Origin of the sequence: Acidovorax sp. FJL06 (assembly GCF_003852545.1) — a bacterium.
Classification (GTDB): Bacteria; Pseudomonadota; Gammaproteobacteria; order Burkholderiales; family Burkholderiaceae_C; genus Acidovorax.
Map to the genome: position 1 here is coordinate 13,651 of NZ_QAJR01000035.1, position 15,879 is coordinate 29,529.

General features: G+C 66.2%; 12 protein-coding genes. 4 read left to right on the plus strand and 8 right to left on the minus strand.

Going from position 1 to position 15,879, the window contains the following annotated elements; translation table 11 throughout:
- Positions 1 to 112: 112 nt before the first annotated feature.
- The 4 genes from DBV10_RS19105 (at position 113) to DBV10_RS19120 (ending at position 5,833) form a co-directional block, all read left to right on the plus strand.
- Entirely contained in the window at positions 113 to 1,279 is a 1,167-nt protein-coding gene (locus DBV10_RS19105; RefSeq protein ID WP_124515184.1) for an acyl-CoA dehydrogenase family protein, read from the plus strand.
- Between the two features lie 78 nt (positions 1,280 to 1,357).
- A complete protein-coding gene (locus DBV10_RS19110) occupies positions 1,358 to 2,563 on the plus strand; it encodes an acetyl-CoA C-acetyltransferase (RefSeq protein ID WP_124515185.1) in 1,206 nt (401 codons plus the stop codon).
- A gap of 22 nt (positions 2,564 to 2,585) precedes the next feature.
- A complete protein-coding gene (locus tag DBV10_RS19115) occupies positions 2,586 to 4,757 on the plus strand; it encodes a 3-hydroxyacyl-CoA dehydrogenase NAD-binding domain-containing protein (protein WP_124515186.1) in 2,172 nt (723 codons plus the stop codon).
- Between the two features lie 263 nt (positions 4,758 to 5,020).
- Positions 5,021 to 5,833 (plus strand): hypothetical protein, encoded by an 813-nt coding sequence (locus DBV10_RS19120; protein ID WP_124515187.1) that lies wholly within the window; start codon positions 5,021 to 5,023, stop codon positions 5,831 to 5,833.
- 226 nt (positions 5,834 to 6,059) lie between these two features.
- Here the strand turns inward: DBV10_RS19120 and DBV10_RS19125 are convergent, their stop codons facing one another.
- The 8 genes from DBV10_RS19125 to DBV10_RS19160 form a co-directional block, all read right to left on the minus strand.
- Complete coding sequence (locus DBV10_RS19125) at positions 6,060 to 6,974, minus strand: 3-keto-5-aminohexanoate cleavage protein (RefSeq protein WP_124515188.1); 915 nt, start codon at positions 6,972 to 6,974, stop codon at positions 6,060 to 6,062.
- A gap of 193 nt (positions 6,975 to 7,167) precedes the next feature.
- Positions 7,168 to 8,331 (minus strand): acyl-CoA dehydrogenase family protein, encoded by a 1,164-nt coding sequence (locus tag DBV10_RS19130; protein ID WP_124515189.1) that lies wholly within the window; start codon positions 8,329 to 8,331, stop codon positions 7,168 to 7,170.
- Positions 8,328 to 10,277: a biotin carboxylase N-terminal domain-containing protein gene (locus tag DBV10_RS19135; RefSeq protein WP_124515190.1), complete on the minus strand. Its 1,950-nt coding sequence runs from the start codon at positions 10,275 to 10,277 to the stop codon at positions 8,328 to 8,330. Before DBV10_RS19135 ends, DBV10_RS19130 begins: the two co-directional genes overlap by 4 nt.
- Complete coding sequence (locus DBV10_RS19140) at positions 10,274 to 11,083, minus strand: enoyl-CoA hydratase/isomerase family protein (protein WP_124515191.1); 810 nt, start codon at positions 11,081 to 11,083, stop codon at positions 10,274 to 10,276. The genes DBV10_RS19135 and DBV10_RS19140 overlap by 4 nt, the downstream gene beginning before the upstream one ends.
- A gap of 4 nt (positions 11,084 to 11,087) precedes the next feature.
- On the minus strand, positions 11,088 to 12,260 hold the full coding sequence (locus DBV10_RS19145) for an acyl-CoA dehydrogenase family protein (protein WP_124515192.1): 1,173 nt from the start codon (positions 12,258 to 12,260) through the stop codon (positions 11,088 to 11,090).
- 27 nt (positions 12,261 to 12,287) lie between these two features.
- A complete protein-coding gene (locus tag DBV10_RS19150) occupies positions 12,288 to 13,913 on the minus strand; it encodes an acyl-CoA carboxylase subunit beta (RefSeq protein ID WP_124515193.1) in 1,626 nt (541 codons plus the stop codon).
- Entirely contained in the window at positions 13,910 to 14,845 is a 936-nt protein-coding gene (locus DBV10_RS19155) for an SDR family oxidoreductase (RefSeq protein ID WP_370451202.1), read from the minus strand. Before DBV10_RS19155 ends, DBV10_RS19150 begins: the two co-directional genes overlap by 4 nt.
- A 9-nt stretch (positions 14,846 to 14,854) precedes the next feature.
- Positions 14,855 to 15,610, minus strand: coding sequence for a TetR/AcrR family transcriptional regulator (locus tag DBV10_RS19160; protein WP_124515195.1), 756 nt, complete (start codon positions 15,608 to 15,610; stop codon positions 14,855 to 14,857).
- Between the last annotated feature and the right edge of the window lie 269 nt (positions 15,611 to 15,879).

The following is a 15,879-nucleotide window of genomic DNA, read 5'->3' on the forward strand; positions in this document are numbered from 1 at the left end:
CCCAGCCGCCTTCGGGCGGCTTTTGCATTTCAGGGGGTGCGTTCCGGCGGCGTCGATGGCAAAATGATTTTAACCAAGCAGTAACTTTGCATAAATAGGATCGACCAGCACCATGATCGAACGCACCCTCTTCCAGCCCGACCACCAGGCCTTTGCCGACAGCTTCCGCCGCTTTATCGAGAAGGAAGTGACGCCCCACCACGCCGACTGGGAAGACCAGGGCTATGTGGCGCGCGAGGTGTGGAGCCAGGCGGGCGCCAACGGCTTCTTGTGCATGAGCCTGCCCGAGGAATACGGCGGCGCCGGGGCCGACAAGCTGTATTCGGTGGCGCAGATGGAAGAGCTGGCGCGTGCAGGCACCACCGGCATCGGCTTTGGCCTGCACAGCGAGATCGTGGCGCCATACATCCTGCACTACGGCACCGAGGAACAAAAGCGCAAGTACCTGCCGCAAATGGCCAGCGGCGCCGTGGTGGGCGCCATCGCCATGAGCGAGCCCGCTGCGGGCAGCGACCTGCAAGGCATCAAGACCACGGCCATCAAAAGTGCGGACGGCAGCCACTACGTGCTGAACGGCAGCAAGACCTTCATCACCAACGGCTGGCATGCCGACCTGGTGATCGTGGTCGCCAAGACCGACCCCGCAGCGGGCGCCAAGGGCACCAGCCTGTTCCTGGTCGAGCGCGGCATGCCCGGCTTTGAAAAGGGCCAGCGCCTCAAGAAGATGGGAATGAAGGCGCAGGACACCTCCGAGCTGTTCTTCACCGACGTGAAGGTGCCGGCGGCCAACCTGCTGGGCGGCCCCGCCATGGAGGGGCGCGGCTTCATCTGCCTGATGGAGCAGCTGCCCTGGGAGCGCCTGCAGATCGCCATCACCGCCGTGGCCGCCGCCCAGGCCGCGATTGACTGGACGCTGGACTACGTGAAAGAGCGCAAGGTTTTCGGGCAGAGCGTGGCCACCTTCCAGAACACCCGCTACACCCTGGCCGCGCTGCAGACCGAGGTGCAGGTGGCCCGCGTGTTTGTGGACAAATGCTGCGAGCTGATCACGCGCGACCAGCTCGACACCCAGACCGCCAGCATGGCCAAGTACTGGACGACCGACCTGCAGTGCAAGGTGATGGACGAATGCGTGCAGCTCTTCGGCGGCTACGGCTACATGTGGGAATACCCCATCACCCGCGCCTACGCCGACGCGCGCGTGCAGCGCATCTACGGCGGCACCAACGAGATCATGAAAGAAGTCATCTCGCGCGGCATGGGGTTGCCAGCGCGTTGATGCTCCACTTTTCATAGCTACTAGCGCTTGATGGACGCGCGCAAACGGCCCATTTCATTCAAATCCGGAGACCACACCATGACCGAAGCCTATGTTTTCGACGCGCTGCGCACCCCGCGCGGCAAGGGCAAGAAGGACGGCACCCTGCACGAGGTCAAGCCCATCGACCTGCTCACGGGCCTGCTCACCGAGCTGCAAGTGCGCCACCGCTTTGACACGGCGGCGGTGGACGACGTGGTCATGGGCATCGTCTCGCCCGTGGGCGAGCAGGGCTCGGTGCTGCCCAAGGTGGCGGCCCTGAAGGCCGGGTGGGACTTTCGCTGCGCGGGCGTGCAGGTCAACCGCTTCTGCGCATCGGGCCTCGAAGCCGTGAACCTGGCCGCACAAAAGGTGCGCAGCGGCTGGGAGGATTTGGTGGTGGCCGGCGGCGTGGAAAGCATGAGCCGCGTGCCCATTGGCTCCGACGGCGGCGCCTGGGCGCAAGACCCCGCTACCAACTCCGCCACGCTGTTCGTGCCCCAGGGCATCGGCGCCGACCTGATCGCCACGCTGGACGGCTACACCCGCGCCGACGTGGACGCCTTCGCGCTCGAATCGCAGCGCCGCGCCACCGCCGCGCGCGCAGCAGGCTACTTCAAGAACTCGGTCGTGCCCGTGCGCGACTTCATCGGCCAGACCATCCTGGCGGAGGACGAATTCATCAAGCCCCAGACCACGCTCGAAGGCCTGGGCGCGCTCAAGGCCTCGTTCGAGCAACTGGGCGGCATGGGCTTTGACGCCGTGGCGCTGCAGCGCTACCCGCAGGTGGAGCGCATCCACCATGTGCACCACGCGGGCAATTCGTCGGGCATTGTGGACGGCGCCGCCGCCGTGCTGATCGGCAACGAGGCCGCCGCCAAAGCCCACGGCCTCACACCGCGCGCGCGCATCGTGGCCACGGCGCTGAGCGGCGCCGACCCCACCATCATGCTCACCGGCCCCGTGCCCGCTGCCAGGAAGGCGCTGGCGCGCGCCGGCATGGGCATCGACCAGATCGACCTGTTCGAGGTGAACGAGGCCTTTGCCGCCGTGCCCATGCGCTTCATGCGCGAGCTGGGCGTGCCGCACGACAAGGTCAACGTGAACGGCGGCGCCATTGCCATGGGCCACCCGCTGGGCGCCACGGGCGCGATGATCCTCGGCACGCTGATTGACGAGCTGCACCGCCGGGGCCAACGCTACGGCCTGGCCACGCTGTGCGTGGGCGGCGGCATGGGCATCGCAACGATTGTTGAACGCATCTGAACGGGCAGGAGACAAGAACATCATGCAAACCATCCGCTACGAACTCATCCCCGCCCAGGGCACCGAAGGCCAGGTCGCCGTCATCACGTTTGACGAAACCAACTCCCCCGTCAACACCATGTGCCGCCAGTGGCAGCAAGAGCTGGGCGAGGTCACCGCCCAGGTGCTGGGCGACCGCGAACGCCTGGGCACGGCCCTCAAGGGCATCGTGCTCACATCCGCCAAGACCAGCTTCTTTGCCGGGGCCGACCTCAAGGCCACCATGCGCCTCACGCCCGCCGATGCGCCCGCCGTGTTTGGCGAAATTGAGCGCATGAAGAAGCACTTCCGCACGCTCGAAACCCTGGGCATCCCGGTGGTGGCCTGCCTCAACGGCGCCGCGCTGGGCGGCGGGTGGGAGGTGGCCCTGGTCGCCCACTACCGCATCGCCGTGGCCGACCCCAAGATCCAGTTCGGCCTGCCCGAGGTCACACTGGGCCTGATGCCCGGCGCCACCGGTGTGACCAAGATGACCCGCCTGCTGGGCCTGATGGGTGCACAGCCCTACATCCTGGAAGGCAAGCTCTTCAACCCCGCCGAGGCGCTGGAGCTGCAGCTGGTGCATGAACTGGTGGCTACACGCGAGCAACTGCTGCCCACAGCCCTGGCCCACATCGCCACCCACCCGCACGCCGTGCAGCCGTGGGACGACAAGCACTACAAGATGCCCGGCGGCACACCCGCCAACCCCAAGATTGCAGGCGCGCTGACGGTAGCGCCCGCCATGCTCAAGAAGACCACGCGCGGCCGCTACCCCGCGCCCGAGGCCGCGCTGGCCGCCATGGTCGAAGGCGCGATGGTGGACTACGACACCGCCCTGCGCATCGAAAGCCGCTACCTCGCCCGCCTGATGACCGGCCCCGTGGCGCGCAACATGATCAACACGTTCTTCTTCGACATGAACGCGATCAAGAGCGGCAAGTCGCGCCCGGGCACCGCCCCACGCTACAAGCCACAAAAGGTCGGCATCCTGGGCGCCGGCATGATGGGCGCGGGCATCGCCTGGGCCCAGGCCAGCCGGGGCATCGCCACCGTGCTCAAGGACGTGAGCGCGGAGAAGGCCGAGGCCGGCAAGGCCTACAGCGCCAAGCTCACCCAGGCCCGCGTGGACAAGGGCCGCATGACGGCCGAGGCGCAGCAGGCGCTGCTGGCCCGCATCACGCCCACCGCCAGTGCGGCCGACCTGGCGGGCTGCGACCTCATCATCGAAGCCGTGTTTGAAAGTCGCGACCTGAAAGCCAAAGTCACGCAAGAGGCCGAGCCGCAATTGGCACCCGGCGGCTTCTTTGCCAGCAATACCTCCACCCTGCCCATCAGCGGCCTGGCCACGGCCAGCAGCAGGCCCGAGAGGTTTGTCGGCATCCACTTCTTCAGCCCCGTGGACAAGATGAAGCTGGTGGAGATCATCCGCGGCAAGGCCACCGACGACGAGACCGTGGCCCGCGCGTTCGACTACGTGCAGGCCCTGGGCAAGGTACCCATCGTGGTCAACGACGCGCGCGGCTTCTACACCAGCCGCACCTTCGGCACCTACGTGATGGAAGGCGCCGCCATGCTGGGTGAAGGCATCCCCGCCGCTGCGATTGAAAACGCTGCGCTGCAAGCAGGACTGCCCGTTGGGCCGCTGGCTGTGCTGGACGAAACCGCGCTGACCTTGAGCGTCCACGTGCTGGAGCAGACGCGGGCCGACTATGCGGCCGAAGGCAAGACCTACACCGCTACGCCCGGCGAGCTGCTGGTCGAGCGCATGGTCAAGGAACTGAAGCGCCCCGGCCGCGCGGGTGGTGGCGGGTTTTACGACTACCCCGCAGGCGCCAAGAAGCACCTGTGGCCGGAGTTGAAGGGCTTGTTCGAGAAACCCGGCGTGGAATGGAGCGTGCAGGAGATCCAGGACCGCCTGCTCTACCGCCAGGCCATCGAGACCGCGCGCTGCCTGGCCGAGGGCGTGCTGACCAGCGTGCATGACGCGAACATCGGGTCGATTTTTGGGATTGGGTTTCCGGCGTGGACGGGGGGGGCGATGCAGTTCATCTATGGAACGGGCGTGGAGGCGTTCTTGAAGCGGGCGGATGAAATGGCGGCGAAGTATGGGGAGGCTTTTGCGGTGGATGTGCAAGCACGAAAAGCAGTTGAAGCATTGAGACCAAGTTACTAACTCGACGAATCAGTCCATCGGGCACGCTCAAGCTATTTGGCCCGCTGTTAGTCTCGCAGCGTGGCCTCCATCCCTATACATTACTTGAAACGCTACACCCCACGGGGATCATGCAGTTCAATCCATTAACCCTAATAACTACGCTCATCGGCGGACTAGTGCTGGCTGGTCTATTGGGGTGGATACGTCGTCCAAGATTGGTTGTGTTGGTTCCTCGACTCTTCTTGCATTCAGAGGTGGCCGTACGAGGACAGCTGGTTGAGGTGTCTGTTTTCAATCGCGGATTCAAGACCGAAGAGGCGGTCGAAGTCACACTGAACCACTCACTTCGGTATGAGCTTCTGGGTTCGAACAACCAAGACGTCAAGCTGAGCACAAACAAAATTTGTGCACCAAGAATTGGGCCATCGGACGAGATAACCGTTCTCTTGCTCGTCGAATCCGGCACCTTCAAACAAGAAGACATCGTTCTTTGCTTGTCCAAGGATACAAAGGGTGTTGTTGTAGCAAAACCAGAACTGGTTCCGCCAACTGGTCAGCAACGAATCGGTTTGGTTGGTGCTGTTGTCCTAGTTCCGGCTCTACTCTACGCTGCGTCTTTGGGTATCGACTACGCCTTCGAGCTGCTGAATCCAGGAGCCAAAGCGGCAATTGCTCGGGCGGAGAAAAAGGAGGAGCAGGAACTGCATGGGTGGAAAGTACCCTGGTTCGAGATCGATAAGCCTGGGTTGTACTCGGACTTCAAAGCTGGCTCCATAACAGCAGTTGTGGGGTCACCAACGAAAAAGGGCGATGTGGTCACTGTCCCCGTGAGCGTATCCAACGCAACGCAGCGTGTCCTCCGCTACAACCTAGAAGTTAACAGCGCCGGCTCTTCAAAACGCTTCAAGTCTTTTGAGTCGTATGTTCCAGACGTAATCGTTACGCCCGGCGGTAAGGAGCAGCGGTCAGTAAACATTGTCATTCCACAATCTGGTGGGAGTGCTGCTGAGCGCACAGCGTTCATTTCACTTCAGCTAACCGATCTGTCGGGCAACTCGCTGAACCTTCAATCCCAGCTTCTGGTGCAGCAATAGTGTTGGGCTATCTTTTTCAGCACGCCATCAAATCCATCCCCGTGGGCGCATTCACACCTTTCTATCCGTCAGCGCTTGTCCCCACAACGCACAACTCGAATTTGACTCAAACCTAAAACACTGCGAAGTCCGAAGGCAGCCTCCTCCTTGCAAATTGATCGCTCAGCGGTCAATTTGCAAGGATGTCGATCCGCTACGGACAGCTGGCGACGCAACACGTTGAGGATCAGATGACCGCCGGGCTGGCTGGCTCCTTCAACCCCAACATCCCCCGCGCCTCCTGCGGCGAAGCCACCTCCCGCCCTGCATTGCGCGCGTACTCTGCCAGCTTTTCGATCAACGGCCCGTTCGAATCCGCCTTGGTCCCATCCGGCAGATAGAACGTGTCCTCCAACCCCGTGCGAAGGTGCCCGCCCAGCTCGGCCACGCGCTGGTGCACGGGCCAGATTTCGCTGCGGCCGATGACGGTGGCTTGCCAGGGGGCGTCCTTGATCTTGAGCTTGAGCAAGATGGGCAGCAGGTCCGGGTCGGCAGGCATGCCGGATTCGACGCCCATCACAAAGTTGTATTCGGGCAGGCGCCCGGTGTACATGCCGGTCTGCACATACATCTCCACACAGCGCACGATGCCCACGTCAAAGCATTCGAACTCGGGCAGCGTGCCGGTCTCCAGCATCACATCGATGAAGTCCTTGACCTTGGCCGGCTGGTTGTCGAACAGCATGGGCGGCCAGGCCCAGGTGCCGTTGCTGCGCACCTTCAGGTAGTTGAGCGAGCCGGCGTTGCATGCGGCCATCTCAGGGCGGGTGGCGCGCAGGCAGTCGAGCGGGCCCTGGTAGTGGGGGCCGACCACGCCGGTGGTTTGATTGATGATCAAACCCGGGCAAGCCTCGCGCATGGCTTGCACGCAGTCGCGCGCGACCTGCGGGTCCCAGCTGGGCAGGTGGCCCTTGCCGGGCTCCTGGTTGCGAAAGTGCACGTGGACCACGGCGGCACCTGCGTCAAAGGCGCGGCGGGCTTCCTGGGCCAGTTGCGCTGGCGTGACGGGCACGTGGTGCTGGCCGGGGTCGGTGAGCACGCCGGTGATGGCGCAGGTGATGATGGCTTTGTCGGCGGCGCCGGTGGCTGTATGACTGATCATGGTGCGTGTCTCCAATCAACGATAGTGTCTCTGGCCTCGCACTCCACCGACCGTTCGGCCTGAGCTTGTCGAAGGCGGGGCACTGGCTTCGACAGGCTCAGCCTGAACGGTTTGGAGATGCGGCGTCCTGGCTGCGACAAGCTCAGCCCGAACGGTGGGGGTAGAGGTGAGCTCTTGGCCCATAGCAACCGTTTCAAATGCCCAGCTGCTTCGCAGCCAGGTCTTTCATGATTTCTTCCGCACCGCCGCCGATCATCATGACCTTGACCTCGCGGTAGATGCGTTCGCTGACGGTGCCGCGCATGAAGCCCATACCGCCCAGGATCTGCACGGCCTGGTCGGCGCAGAACTGCATGGCTTGGGTGGCGTGGTTCTTGAGCAGGCAGACATTGGCCACCCATTCCGACCCGGTGTGGCCCGCATCGGCCTGCGCGGCCACAGATTCGCACCACGCTGCGGTGGACTGGATGCGCATCTGCATGTCCACCAGCTTGTGGCGGATGACCTGGTGCTCGACCAGCGCGGCACCAAAGGTCTTGCGCTGGCGGGCCCAGGCCAGGGCCTCGTCGTAGCAAGCCTCGGCAAAGCCCAGGGCCGATGCGGCCAGGCCAAATCGCTCGCCATTGAAGTTGGCCATGATGATGCGAAAGCCCGCACCCTCTTCGCCCAGCAGGTAGCGGGCGGGCACGCGCACGTGGTCGAAGCGCAAGTGGGCGGTGTCAGAGCAGAGCCAGCCCATCTTGTCGAGGCGTGTACGCGAGAGGCCGCTGCTCGCACCGGGGATGAGCAGCATGGAGATGCCACCTGAGCCCTTGCTGCCCGCGTCGCCGGTGCGCACAGCCACGGTGATCCAGTCCGCGCGCATGCCCGAGGTGATGAACACCTTTTCGCCATTGACGATGTAGTCATCGCCCTCGCGCCGCGCGGTGGTCCTGAGCTGCGCCACGTCCGACCCGCCACCGGGTTCGGTGATGGCGAGCGCGGCAATCTGCTCGCCCGCCAGCACGGGCGGGATGACCTCGGCACGCACAGCGTCGCTGCCATGCGCCAGCACGGGCGGCAGGCCGATGTTGTGAGACAGCAGGCTGGCCAGCACACCGCCGCTGGCGCCGTGGCGGCTGAGTGCGCGCCACAGCGGCAGGCGCAGCTGGTAGCTGGCAGGCGTGCCGCCGTACTGCTCGGGGTAGCCCAGGCCCAGCAGCCCCAGGTCGGCCGCGCGGCGGTACAGGCTGCGGGGGAATTCACCAGCGGCGTCCCACGCGCCCACATGCGGCGCGATCTCGGTGCGGGCAAAACGGGTGACGGTGTCGGTGAGCGCGGTGCGCTCCTCGTCGGCGGCAGAGGCCAGCGTGCTCATGCGGCGGCTCCCTGCGCAAGGGACGCAATGGGCGCAAAGCGGGCCAGCACCTGGCCCGGCGCCACCTGCTGGCCGGGCGCGACCAGCAGCTCGACCACCATAGCGGCCACGGGGCTGGCCAGGCTGTGTTCGAGCTTCATGGATTCGATGACCACCACGGTGTCGCCCGCCGCCAGCGCCTGGCCTGCGGCCACAGGCAGCGCGACCACCTTGCCGTTGAAGGGCGCGCGCAATTCGGTGGCGGCGCCTGCCGCGCCAGCGCGCGCTGCGGGCTCCCAGGATGCGTCTTCCACCCAGCCATCCACACCGCCCGCCTGCCAATGCCAGCGCAGGCGGCCCACGGGGACGCAGTGCACGCCGCGCTGGGGCAGCTGCAGCGTGGTGGTGGCAGGCTCGGCGCCGGTGCGCTCCACCTGCAGCCGCCCACCGCCCAGCTCGCGCACGGCCACGGCATGCACCTGGCCTTGGTGGCGCAGCCGCAGGGGGCGGGCCAGCGCGCAGGGCAGGCTGGGTGCGGGGTTTGAAGCAAAAATGGCCTCTAGCGCAGATGAAACAAGCGCAAGCAGCTCCTGATTCAATAGCAAATCTTGAAGCCCTTCCGCGTGCTCTGCCAGAAACGGCACCAGCGCCTGCCCGCTGGCAAACACCGGGTGCTGCAGGCAGGCCGCCAGAAACGCACGGTTGGTGGGCAGGCCCAGCACGCGCGTGCCCTGCAGCGCGCGCACCAGGGTGGCCATGGCCTCGGCCCGTGTGGGGGCGTGCACGATGAGCTTGCCCAGCAGGGCGTCGTAGTGGGGCGAAACCTCGGCGCCCTCTTCCAGCGCATGGTCAAAACGCAAGGCCCCCATGGCAGCACGCTCAAAGGCCATGGCGGGCGGTGCGCTGAAGTGCAGCACGCGGCCGGTGTGCGGACGAAAGTGTGCGTCTTCTGCGCACAGGCGCACCTCGATGGCGTGGCCCTGCAGCACCACCTGCGATTGCGTGAGGGGCAGCGGCTCGCCCCGCGCCACGCGGATCTGCCACTCCACCAGGTCTAGCCCGGTCAGGGCTTCGGTCACCGGATGCTCCACCTGCAGGCGGGTGTTCATCTCCATCAGGTAGAAGTCATTGCTATCCAGCAAGAACTCCACCGTGCCCGCGCCGACATACCCAGCCGCCTGCGCCAGCGCCACGGCACAGGCGCCCATGCGCCCACGCAGCGCGGCATCCACGGCCGGGCTGGGGGACTCTTCAATGATCTTCTGGTGGCGGCGCTGCACCGAGCAGTCGCGCTCGCCCAGGTGAATGCACCCACCGTGGGCGTCGGCAAAGACCTGCACCTCCACATGGCGCGGCTGCAGCAGGGCGCGTTCGATCAGCAGGTCGCCACAGCCAAAGCCGGCCAGCGCTTCGGACCGGGCACTGGCTAGCGCAGCAGGCAACTGCGCGGGGTCGGTAACGAGCCGCATGCCGCGCCCGCCACCACCCGCCACGGCCTTGACCATGGCGGGGTAGCCGATGCGCGCGGCCTCCTGCACAAACCGTTCGTCGCTTTGATCTTCGCCCGCATAGCCGGGCAGGCAAGGCACTCCGTGCGCCGCAGCCAGCGCCTTGGCGCCCGCCTTGCTGCCCAGCGCGCGGATGGCGGCAGGCGGCGGGCCGATCCAGGCCAGGCCCGCATCGACCACCGCCTGGGCAAAGTCGGCGCTCTCGCTGAGGAAGCCGTAGCCGGGGTGCACCGCATCGGCGCCCGTGGCGCGGGCTGCGGCCAGCAGCTTGTCGGTGCGCAGATAGGTGTCGGCGCTGGCGGCGCCGCCCAGCGCAACGGCCTGGGTGGCTTCGCGCACATGCAGGGCGTGGGCATCGGGGTCGGAGTAAACCGCCACCGTTGCAATGCCCATGCGGTGGGCGGTGTGGATCACCCGGCGGGCGATTTCTCCGCGATTGGCAATCAGTATCTTTTTCATGGCTTCGCACTCCACGGCGGCGCCTTGCGCGCAGCAAACGCCGCCAGCCCTTGCGGCGCCTCGGGCCCGCGCAGCGCTTGCGCAAAAGCCATCGCTGCTTCGTCCAGCAGCTCAGGCAAAGGCGTCACAGGCTGGGCCAGCAACAAACGTTTGGTGGCGGCCACGGCCTGCGGCGCTGTGGCGGCGCGGCGTGCGATGGCGGCTTGCACAGCAGCCTCCATGTCGCCAGTCACCACCTCATCGGCCAGCCCCGCGCGTTGAGCTGTCGCAGCATCCCAGCGCTCGCCGGTCAGCAGACAACGCCGCGCCGCTGCGGGGCCGAGGCGGTGCACCACAAACGGCGCGATCTGCGCGGGCACGATGCCGAGCGTGACCTCGGGCGTGGCGAACTGGGCATTGGCGTGGGCCAGCACATGGTCGGCGCAGCACACCAGGCCCAAGCCGCCGCCCATGGCCGCGCCCTCCACCACCACGATGAGCCACTGCGGCAATGCACACAGCGCCTGCAGCAGCGCGCCAAAGCGGCGGTTCAGGGGCACCAGCGGGTCGACCTCTCCGTCCGCCAAAGGCTGACCAATGGTCTTGGCAAAGCCGCCCAGGCTGCCGCCCGCGCAGAAGTGCCCGCCCGCGCCACGCAGCACCACGCCGCGCAGGTCGGTATCCGTCACAGCCCGCTCGCACGCGGCCAGCAGGGCGTCCACCATCGACTCCGATAGCGCATTGCGGCTGGCGGGCTCATGGAGCGTCCAGGTTTCCACGCTGCCGCTGGCCAGCGGTGCGCGTTCGATCAAGAGCACATCGGCCATGGGGTCAGCGCACCGGCGTTTTTGCAATGCCCATCAGCTTGGACAGGATACCCAGCATCACTTCGTCTGCCCCGCCGCCAATCGACGCCAGCCGCCCGTCTCGGTACATGCGCGAGACCTTGTTCTCCAGCGTGAAGCCCATGCCGCCCCAGAACTGCAGGCAGGTGTCGGGCACCTCACGGTTCAGACGGCCGGCCTTGAGCTTGGCCATGCTGGCCAGCTCCAGCACGTCCTGCCCGTTCACATACAGGTCGCACGCGCGGTAGGTGAGTGCGCGCAGGGCCTCGACCTCGGTCTTGAGCTCGGCCAGCTTGAACTGCACCCATTGCTGGTCGGCGATGGTGGCGCCAAACAGCTTGCGCTCCTGCGCGTAGTCGATGGTCCACTGGATGCAGTTGGTCAGCGATGCGAGCGTGCTGGCGGCACACCACAGGCGCTCTTCCTGAAACTGCTGCATCTGGTAGATGAAGCCCTGCCCCTCGGCACCGAGGCGGTAGCGCTGCGGCACGCGGACTTCGTCGAAGTAGATCAGGCCCGTGTCGCTGCTGTGCATGCCGATTTTGCGGATCTTCTGCGCCACCTCGATCCCGGGGCGCAGCTTGCCGTTCTCGCGCATGGGCACCATGACCAGGCTTTTGTTCTTGTGCACCGGGCCCTCGCCCGTGTTGACCAGCATGCACATCCAGTCGGCCTGCAGACTGTTGGTGATCCACATCTTCTGGCCGGTGATGAGGTAGTCGTCGCCATCCTTGCGCGCCACGCTCTTGATGCCCGACACATCGCTGCCCGCCGCAGGCTCGCTCACGCCGATGCAGCCCACCATGTCGCCCGCGATGGCCGGGGCCAGAAACTGGCGCTTGAGTTCGTCACTGCCATAGCGCGCGAGCGCCGGGGTGCACATGTCGGTCTGCACGCCGATGGCCATGGGCACGCCGCCGCAGTGGATGTGGCCCAGCGTCTCGGCCATGGCCAGGCTGTACGAATAGTCCAGCCCCGCGCCGCCGTATTCCTCGGGCTTGCACAGGCCCAAGAGGCCCAGGTTGCCCATCTTCTTGAAGACCTCGTGCGCGGGGAAGATCTCGGCCGCCTCCCACTCGTCCACATGGGGGTTGATCTCTTCGTCGATGAAGCGCTGGAGGGTCTTCTGGATCTCGCGGTGCTCGTGCGTGAAATGCATGGGTTTGTCTCCTGTGTTTTTTTGGGTCTACATCCGCGCTACGCCGAACTGCATGGGCCGCAGTTCGCGCGCAGCGCCCTCGGCAATCGTGTCCAGGCAAAAAGCCAGCACGGCGCGCGTGTCGCGCGGGTCGATCACACCATCGTCCAGCAGCAAGCCGCTGGTGTAGAACGCATCCGCCTGGGCCTCGAACATGGCCACGATCTTGTCGAACTGGGCTTGGGATTCGGCCGGGTCGGGCGTGATGCCTTTGCGCACCAGCGCGGCCTCGGTCACCATCTGCATGGTGCGCGCGGCCTGCTCGCCGCCCATCACCGCCGTCTTGGCGCCTGGCCAGCTGAACAGAAAGCGCGGCGCGTAGCCCCGCCCGCACATGCCGTAGTTGCCGGCGCCAAAGCTCGCGCCGCACTGGATGGTGATCTGCGGCACGGTGGCGTTGGTCACGGCCTGGATCATCTTGCTGCCGTGCTTGATCATGCCGCCCTGCTCACTGTCTTTGCCCACCATGTAGCCCGTGGTGTTCTGCAGATAAATGATGGGGTGGCCGAGCTGGCACATCCACTGGATGAAGTGCGTGGCCTTGTTGGCGCCCGCCACGTCGATGGGCCCGTTGTTGCTAATGAAGCCCACGGCATGGCCCTGGATGCGGCCCTGTGCGCACAGCGTGGCCGCGCCGTAGCGGGCCTTGAATTCGAGCAGCTCCGAGCCATCCACCAGCCGCGCGATCACCTCGCGCATGTCCACAGGCTGGCGCAGGTCGTCGGGCATGAGCGCGAGCAAATCATCGGCCGGCAGCGTGGGCTGCACCGCTGAAGCCGCAGCAACACCACCTTGGGCCACCGCCCAGTCGGTGCTGGCGATCACGTCGCGCGCCATGCCGATGGCCTCGCGGTCGTCCAGCGCCAGGTATTCGCCCAGGCCCGAAACGGCGGTGTGCATCTCTGCGCCGCCCAGTTCCTCCTCGGTCGCCACCTCGCCCGTGGCGGCCTTGAGCAACGGCGGCCCGGCCAGAAAGGCGCGCGAGCGGCCCTGCACCATGATGACCACGTCCGACAGCCCGGGCATGTAGGCGCCGCCTGCGGTGCCCGAGCCGTGCTGCACGGTGATGACCGGAATGCCCGCCGCCGACAGCCGCGCAAGGTTGCGGAACAAGGCGCCGCCCTGCACAAAGCCTTCGACCCGGTAGCGCATAAGGTTGGCGCCCGCGCTTTCGACCAGGTGGATGAAGGGCAGGCGCTCGCGCAGCGCGATCTCCTGCACGCGCAGGATCTTTTCGAGGCCCATGGGCTGGATGGCTCCGGCCTCGATGCCGGAGTCGTTGGCCACCACCATGCAGCGCACGCCGCTGACCAGGCCGATGCCCGCGATCATGCCGCCGCCTGGCACGGACTGCTCCGGGTTCTTCACGTCCTGCAGGTAACCCGCCAGGGTGCACAGCGGCAACCAGGGCGCGCCGGCATCCAGCAACAGGGCCACGCGCTGGCGCGGCAGCAGCTGGCCGCGTTTTTCAAACTGGGGGCGCGAGCGAGCCGATGCGGCGGCGGCGCGGTCTTCCAGCGCGCGCAGCGCCTCCAGGCGCGCGGCCAATGCGGTGCGGCGCTTGTGCGCATCGGGTGCGCCGGGGTTGAAGCGCGAAGCAAAGGCGGTGGTCATTCGGAGTCCTTGGGCGCACGCACAGCAGGTTCGGCGGACGTAAAAACGCGCGGCACCTGCGCGCGGTGAAAACCGGCATAAGGCCGCACAGCGGCACGCTGCTGGATGGCGGCGTCGGGCACGCGCAGCGGCCAGCCCATGCGCACCTGCGGCCGCGCACCGTCTACACGCAGCGTGCTGCCGCTGATGAAACCGGCGGCCGGGCTGAGCAGAAACACGATGGCCGCCGACACCTCGGCCTCGCTGCCAAAGCGGCCGAGCGGCACCGTCTGCGGCATGGCACGCAGCATGTGGGCGGCGGCGGGCGGGTAGTTGTCCATGCCGCTTGATGCGATGTAGCCCGGCGCCACGGCGTTCACGCGCACACCGCTGCAGGCCCATTCAAGCGCGGCGGTTTCGGTGAAGCTCACCATGCCCGCGCGCGCCGCGCCGCTGTGCCCCATGCCCGGCATGGAGCCCCACATGTCGGCCACGATGTTGACGATGGAGCCGCCATTCGATGCCATCCACTGCCGGTAGCACTCGCGCGCCACCAAAAAGCCGCCAGTGAGGTTGGTGTGGAGCACCGCCTCCCAGCCTTTGGCGCTGATGGATTCGAGCGGCGACATGAACTGGCCGCCCGCGTTGTTCACCAGGCCATCCATGCGCCCCTGCGCGGCCAGCACCTGCTGCACCAGCAGGGCCACCGCGTCTTCGGAGCGGATGTCGCAAACATGCCAGGACACCGCGCCGCCATCGGAGGTGATCTCATCGGCCACGGCCTGCAGCTTCTCGGGCTTGCGGCCCACCAGCACCACCTGTGCACCCAGGCGGGCCAGCTCATGCGCCGTGCAGCGGCCGATGCCCGAGCCCCCGCCCGTGACGATGACGACCTGACCCTCAAACAGGCCCGGGGCAAAGACCGACTGGTAGGTGGAGGAACTCGCCGTCATCGCCATCGTTCAGACCCCTCGGATGAAAAGGTGCAGGGCGTCTTCGGTCAGCTCATCGAGCGACCTGCCCTTTTTGGGCGCATACCACTGCACGGCCCAATTGAGCGCGCCAAAGATGAACAGCCGTGCGACGGCCGGGTCGGCCTGCAGCACCTTCTGGCTTGCCAACGCCTGCAGCGTGGGCATCCACGCGGCCTCGTAGGTGTCCTTCACGCGCGCAATGCTCTTGCGCTGTGCGGGCGTGAGCGAGCGCCACTCGTACAGCATCACCGGGATGAACCCGCTGTGGGGGCCAAGCAGCACCTCGAAATGGTGGCGGATCAGCACCCGCAGGCGCTCGCGCGCGGTGGCCTGGGGCTTGCCGGCCGCCAGCGCATCCAGCGCCTGCTGCTGGCTCTGCACGGCAGTGGCCATGCCTTCGTTCATCACGGCAAACAGCAGGGCGCTTTTGCTTTCAAAGTGATAGAAGGGCGAGCCGCTGTGCATGCCCACGGCAGCAGCGATGTCGCGCGTGCTGGTGGCGGCAAAGCCCTTGTCCAGAAACAGCTTGGCGGCGCTGTCCATGAGCTTGCGGCGGCGGTTGCCGTCGTCCAGTTCTTCCGCTGTTTTGCGCGGGCGGCCGCGGGGGCGGCGGGGTTGGTCTTGTGGGGCTGCAGCGGCTGCCTCGGCAGCCAGCGGCTTGGGCGCAGCCGCCTTGCGCGGGCGGGTTGCGGGGACAAGCACGGAGGGAGCGGTGGCGCGGGCGCGCCGAACGGGGGATTCCATGTGCGGCACGATAGCAAAACGATTTATTTTTAGCAAGCAAGTGCTTTGTAAAAATATCTTTGCTGTTCTGATGTGCGACTGCGTGGGCTGTTCTGCAGGTGAAAGGGGCGGTTTTGGAGTCAGGCTTGTGGTTGGCGCAGGCCGTTCGGGCTGAGCTGGTCGAAGCCGGGACGCACACCCCAACCGTTCGGGCTGAGCCTGTCGAAGCCTTGGCGTGCTGGTTTGACAAGCATGCTTGGGTTCAGGGCGTAGGCCGGGGTGTGCGCCCG

Excerpts from the sequence above, each read along its gene's own strand:
- DBV10_RS19115 (WP_124515186.1), top strand. The coding sequence starts at position 2,586 with ATGCAAACCATCCGCTACGAACTCATCCCCGCCCAGGGCACCGAAGGC.
- DBV10_RS19135 (WP_124515190.1), bottom strand. The coding sequence starts at position 10,277 with ATGAAAAAGATACTGATTGCCAATCGCGGAGAAATCGCCCGCCGGGTG.
- DBV10_RS19140 (WP_124515191.1), bottom strand. The coding sequence starts at position 11,083 with ATGGCCGATGTGCTCTTGATCGAACGCGCACCGCTGGCCAGCGGCAGC.
- DBV10_RS19110 (WP_124515185.1), top strand. The coding sequence starts at position 1,358 with ATGACCGAAGCCTATGTTTTCGACGCGCTGCGCACCCCGCGCGGCAAG.
- DBV10_RS19105 (WP_124515184.1), top strand. The coding sequence starts at position 113 with ATGATCGAACGCACCCTCTTCCAGCCCGACCACCAGGCCTTTGCCGAC.
- DBV10_RS19160 (WP_124515195.1), bottom strand. The coding sequence starts at position 15,610 with ATGGAATCCCCCGTTCGGCGCGCCCGCGCCACCGCTCCCTCCGTGCTT.
- DBV10_RS19130 (WP_124515189.1), bottom strand. The coding sequence starts at position 8,331 with ATGAGCACGCTGGCCTCTGCCGCCGACGAGGAGCGCACCGCGCTCACC.
- DBV10_RS19125 (WP_124515188.1), bottom strand. The coding sequence starts at position 6,974 with ATGATCAGTCATACAGCCACCGGCGCCGCCGACAAAGCCATCATCACC.
- DBV10_RS19145 (WP_124515192.1), bottom strand. The coding sequence starts at position 12,260 with ATGCATTTCACGCACGAGCACCGCGAGATCCAGAAGACCCTCCAGCGC.
- DBV10_RS19150 (WP_124515193.1), bottom strand. The coding sequence starts at position 13,913 with ATGACCACCGCCTTTGCTTCGCGCTTCAACCCCGGCGCACCCGATGCG.
- DBV10_RS19155 (WP_370451202.1), bottom strand. The coding sequence starts at position 14,845 with ATGACGGCGAGTTCCTCCACCTACCAGTCGGTCTTTGCCCCGGGCCTG.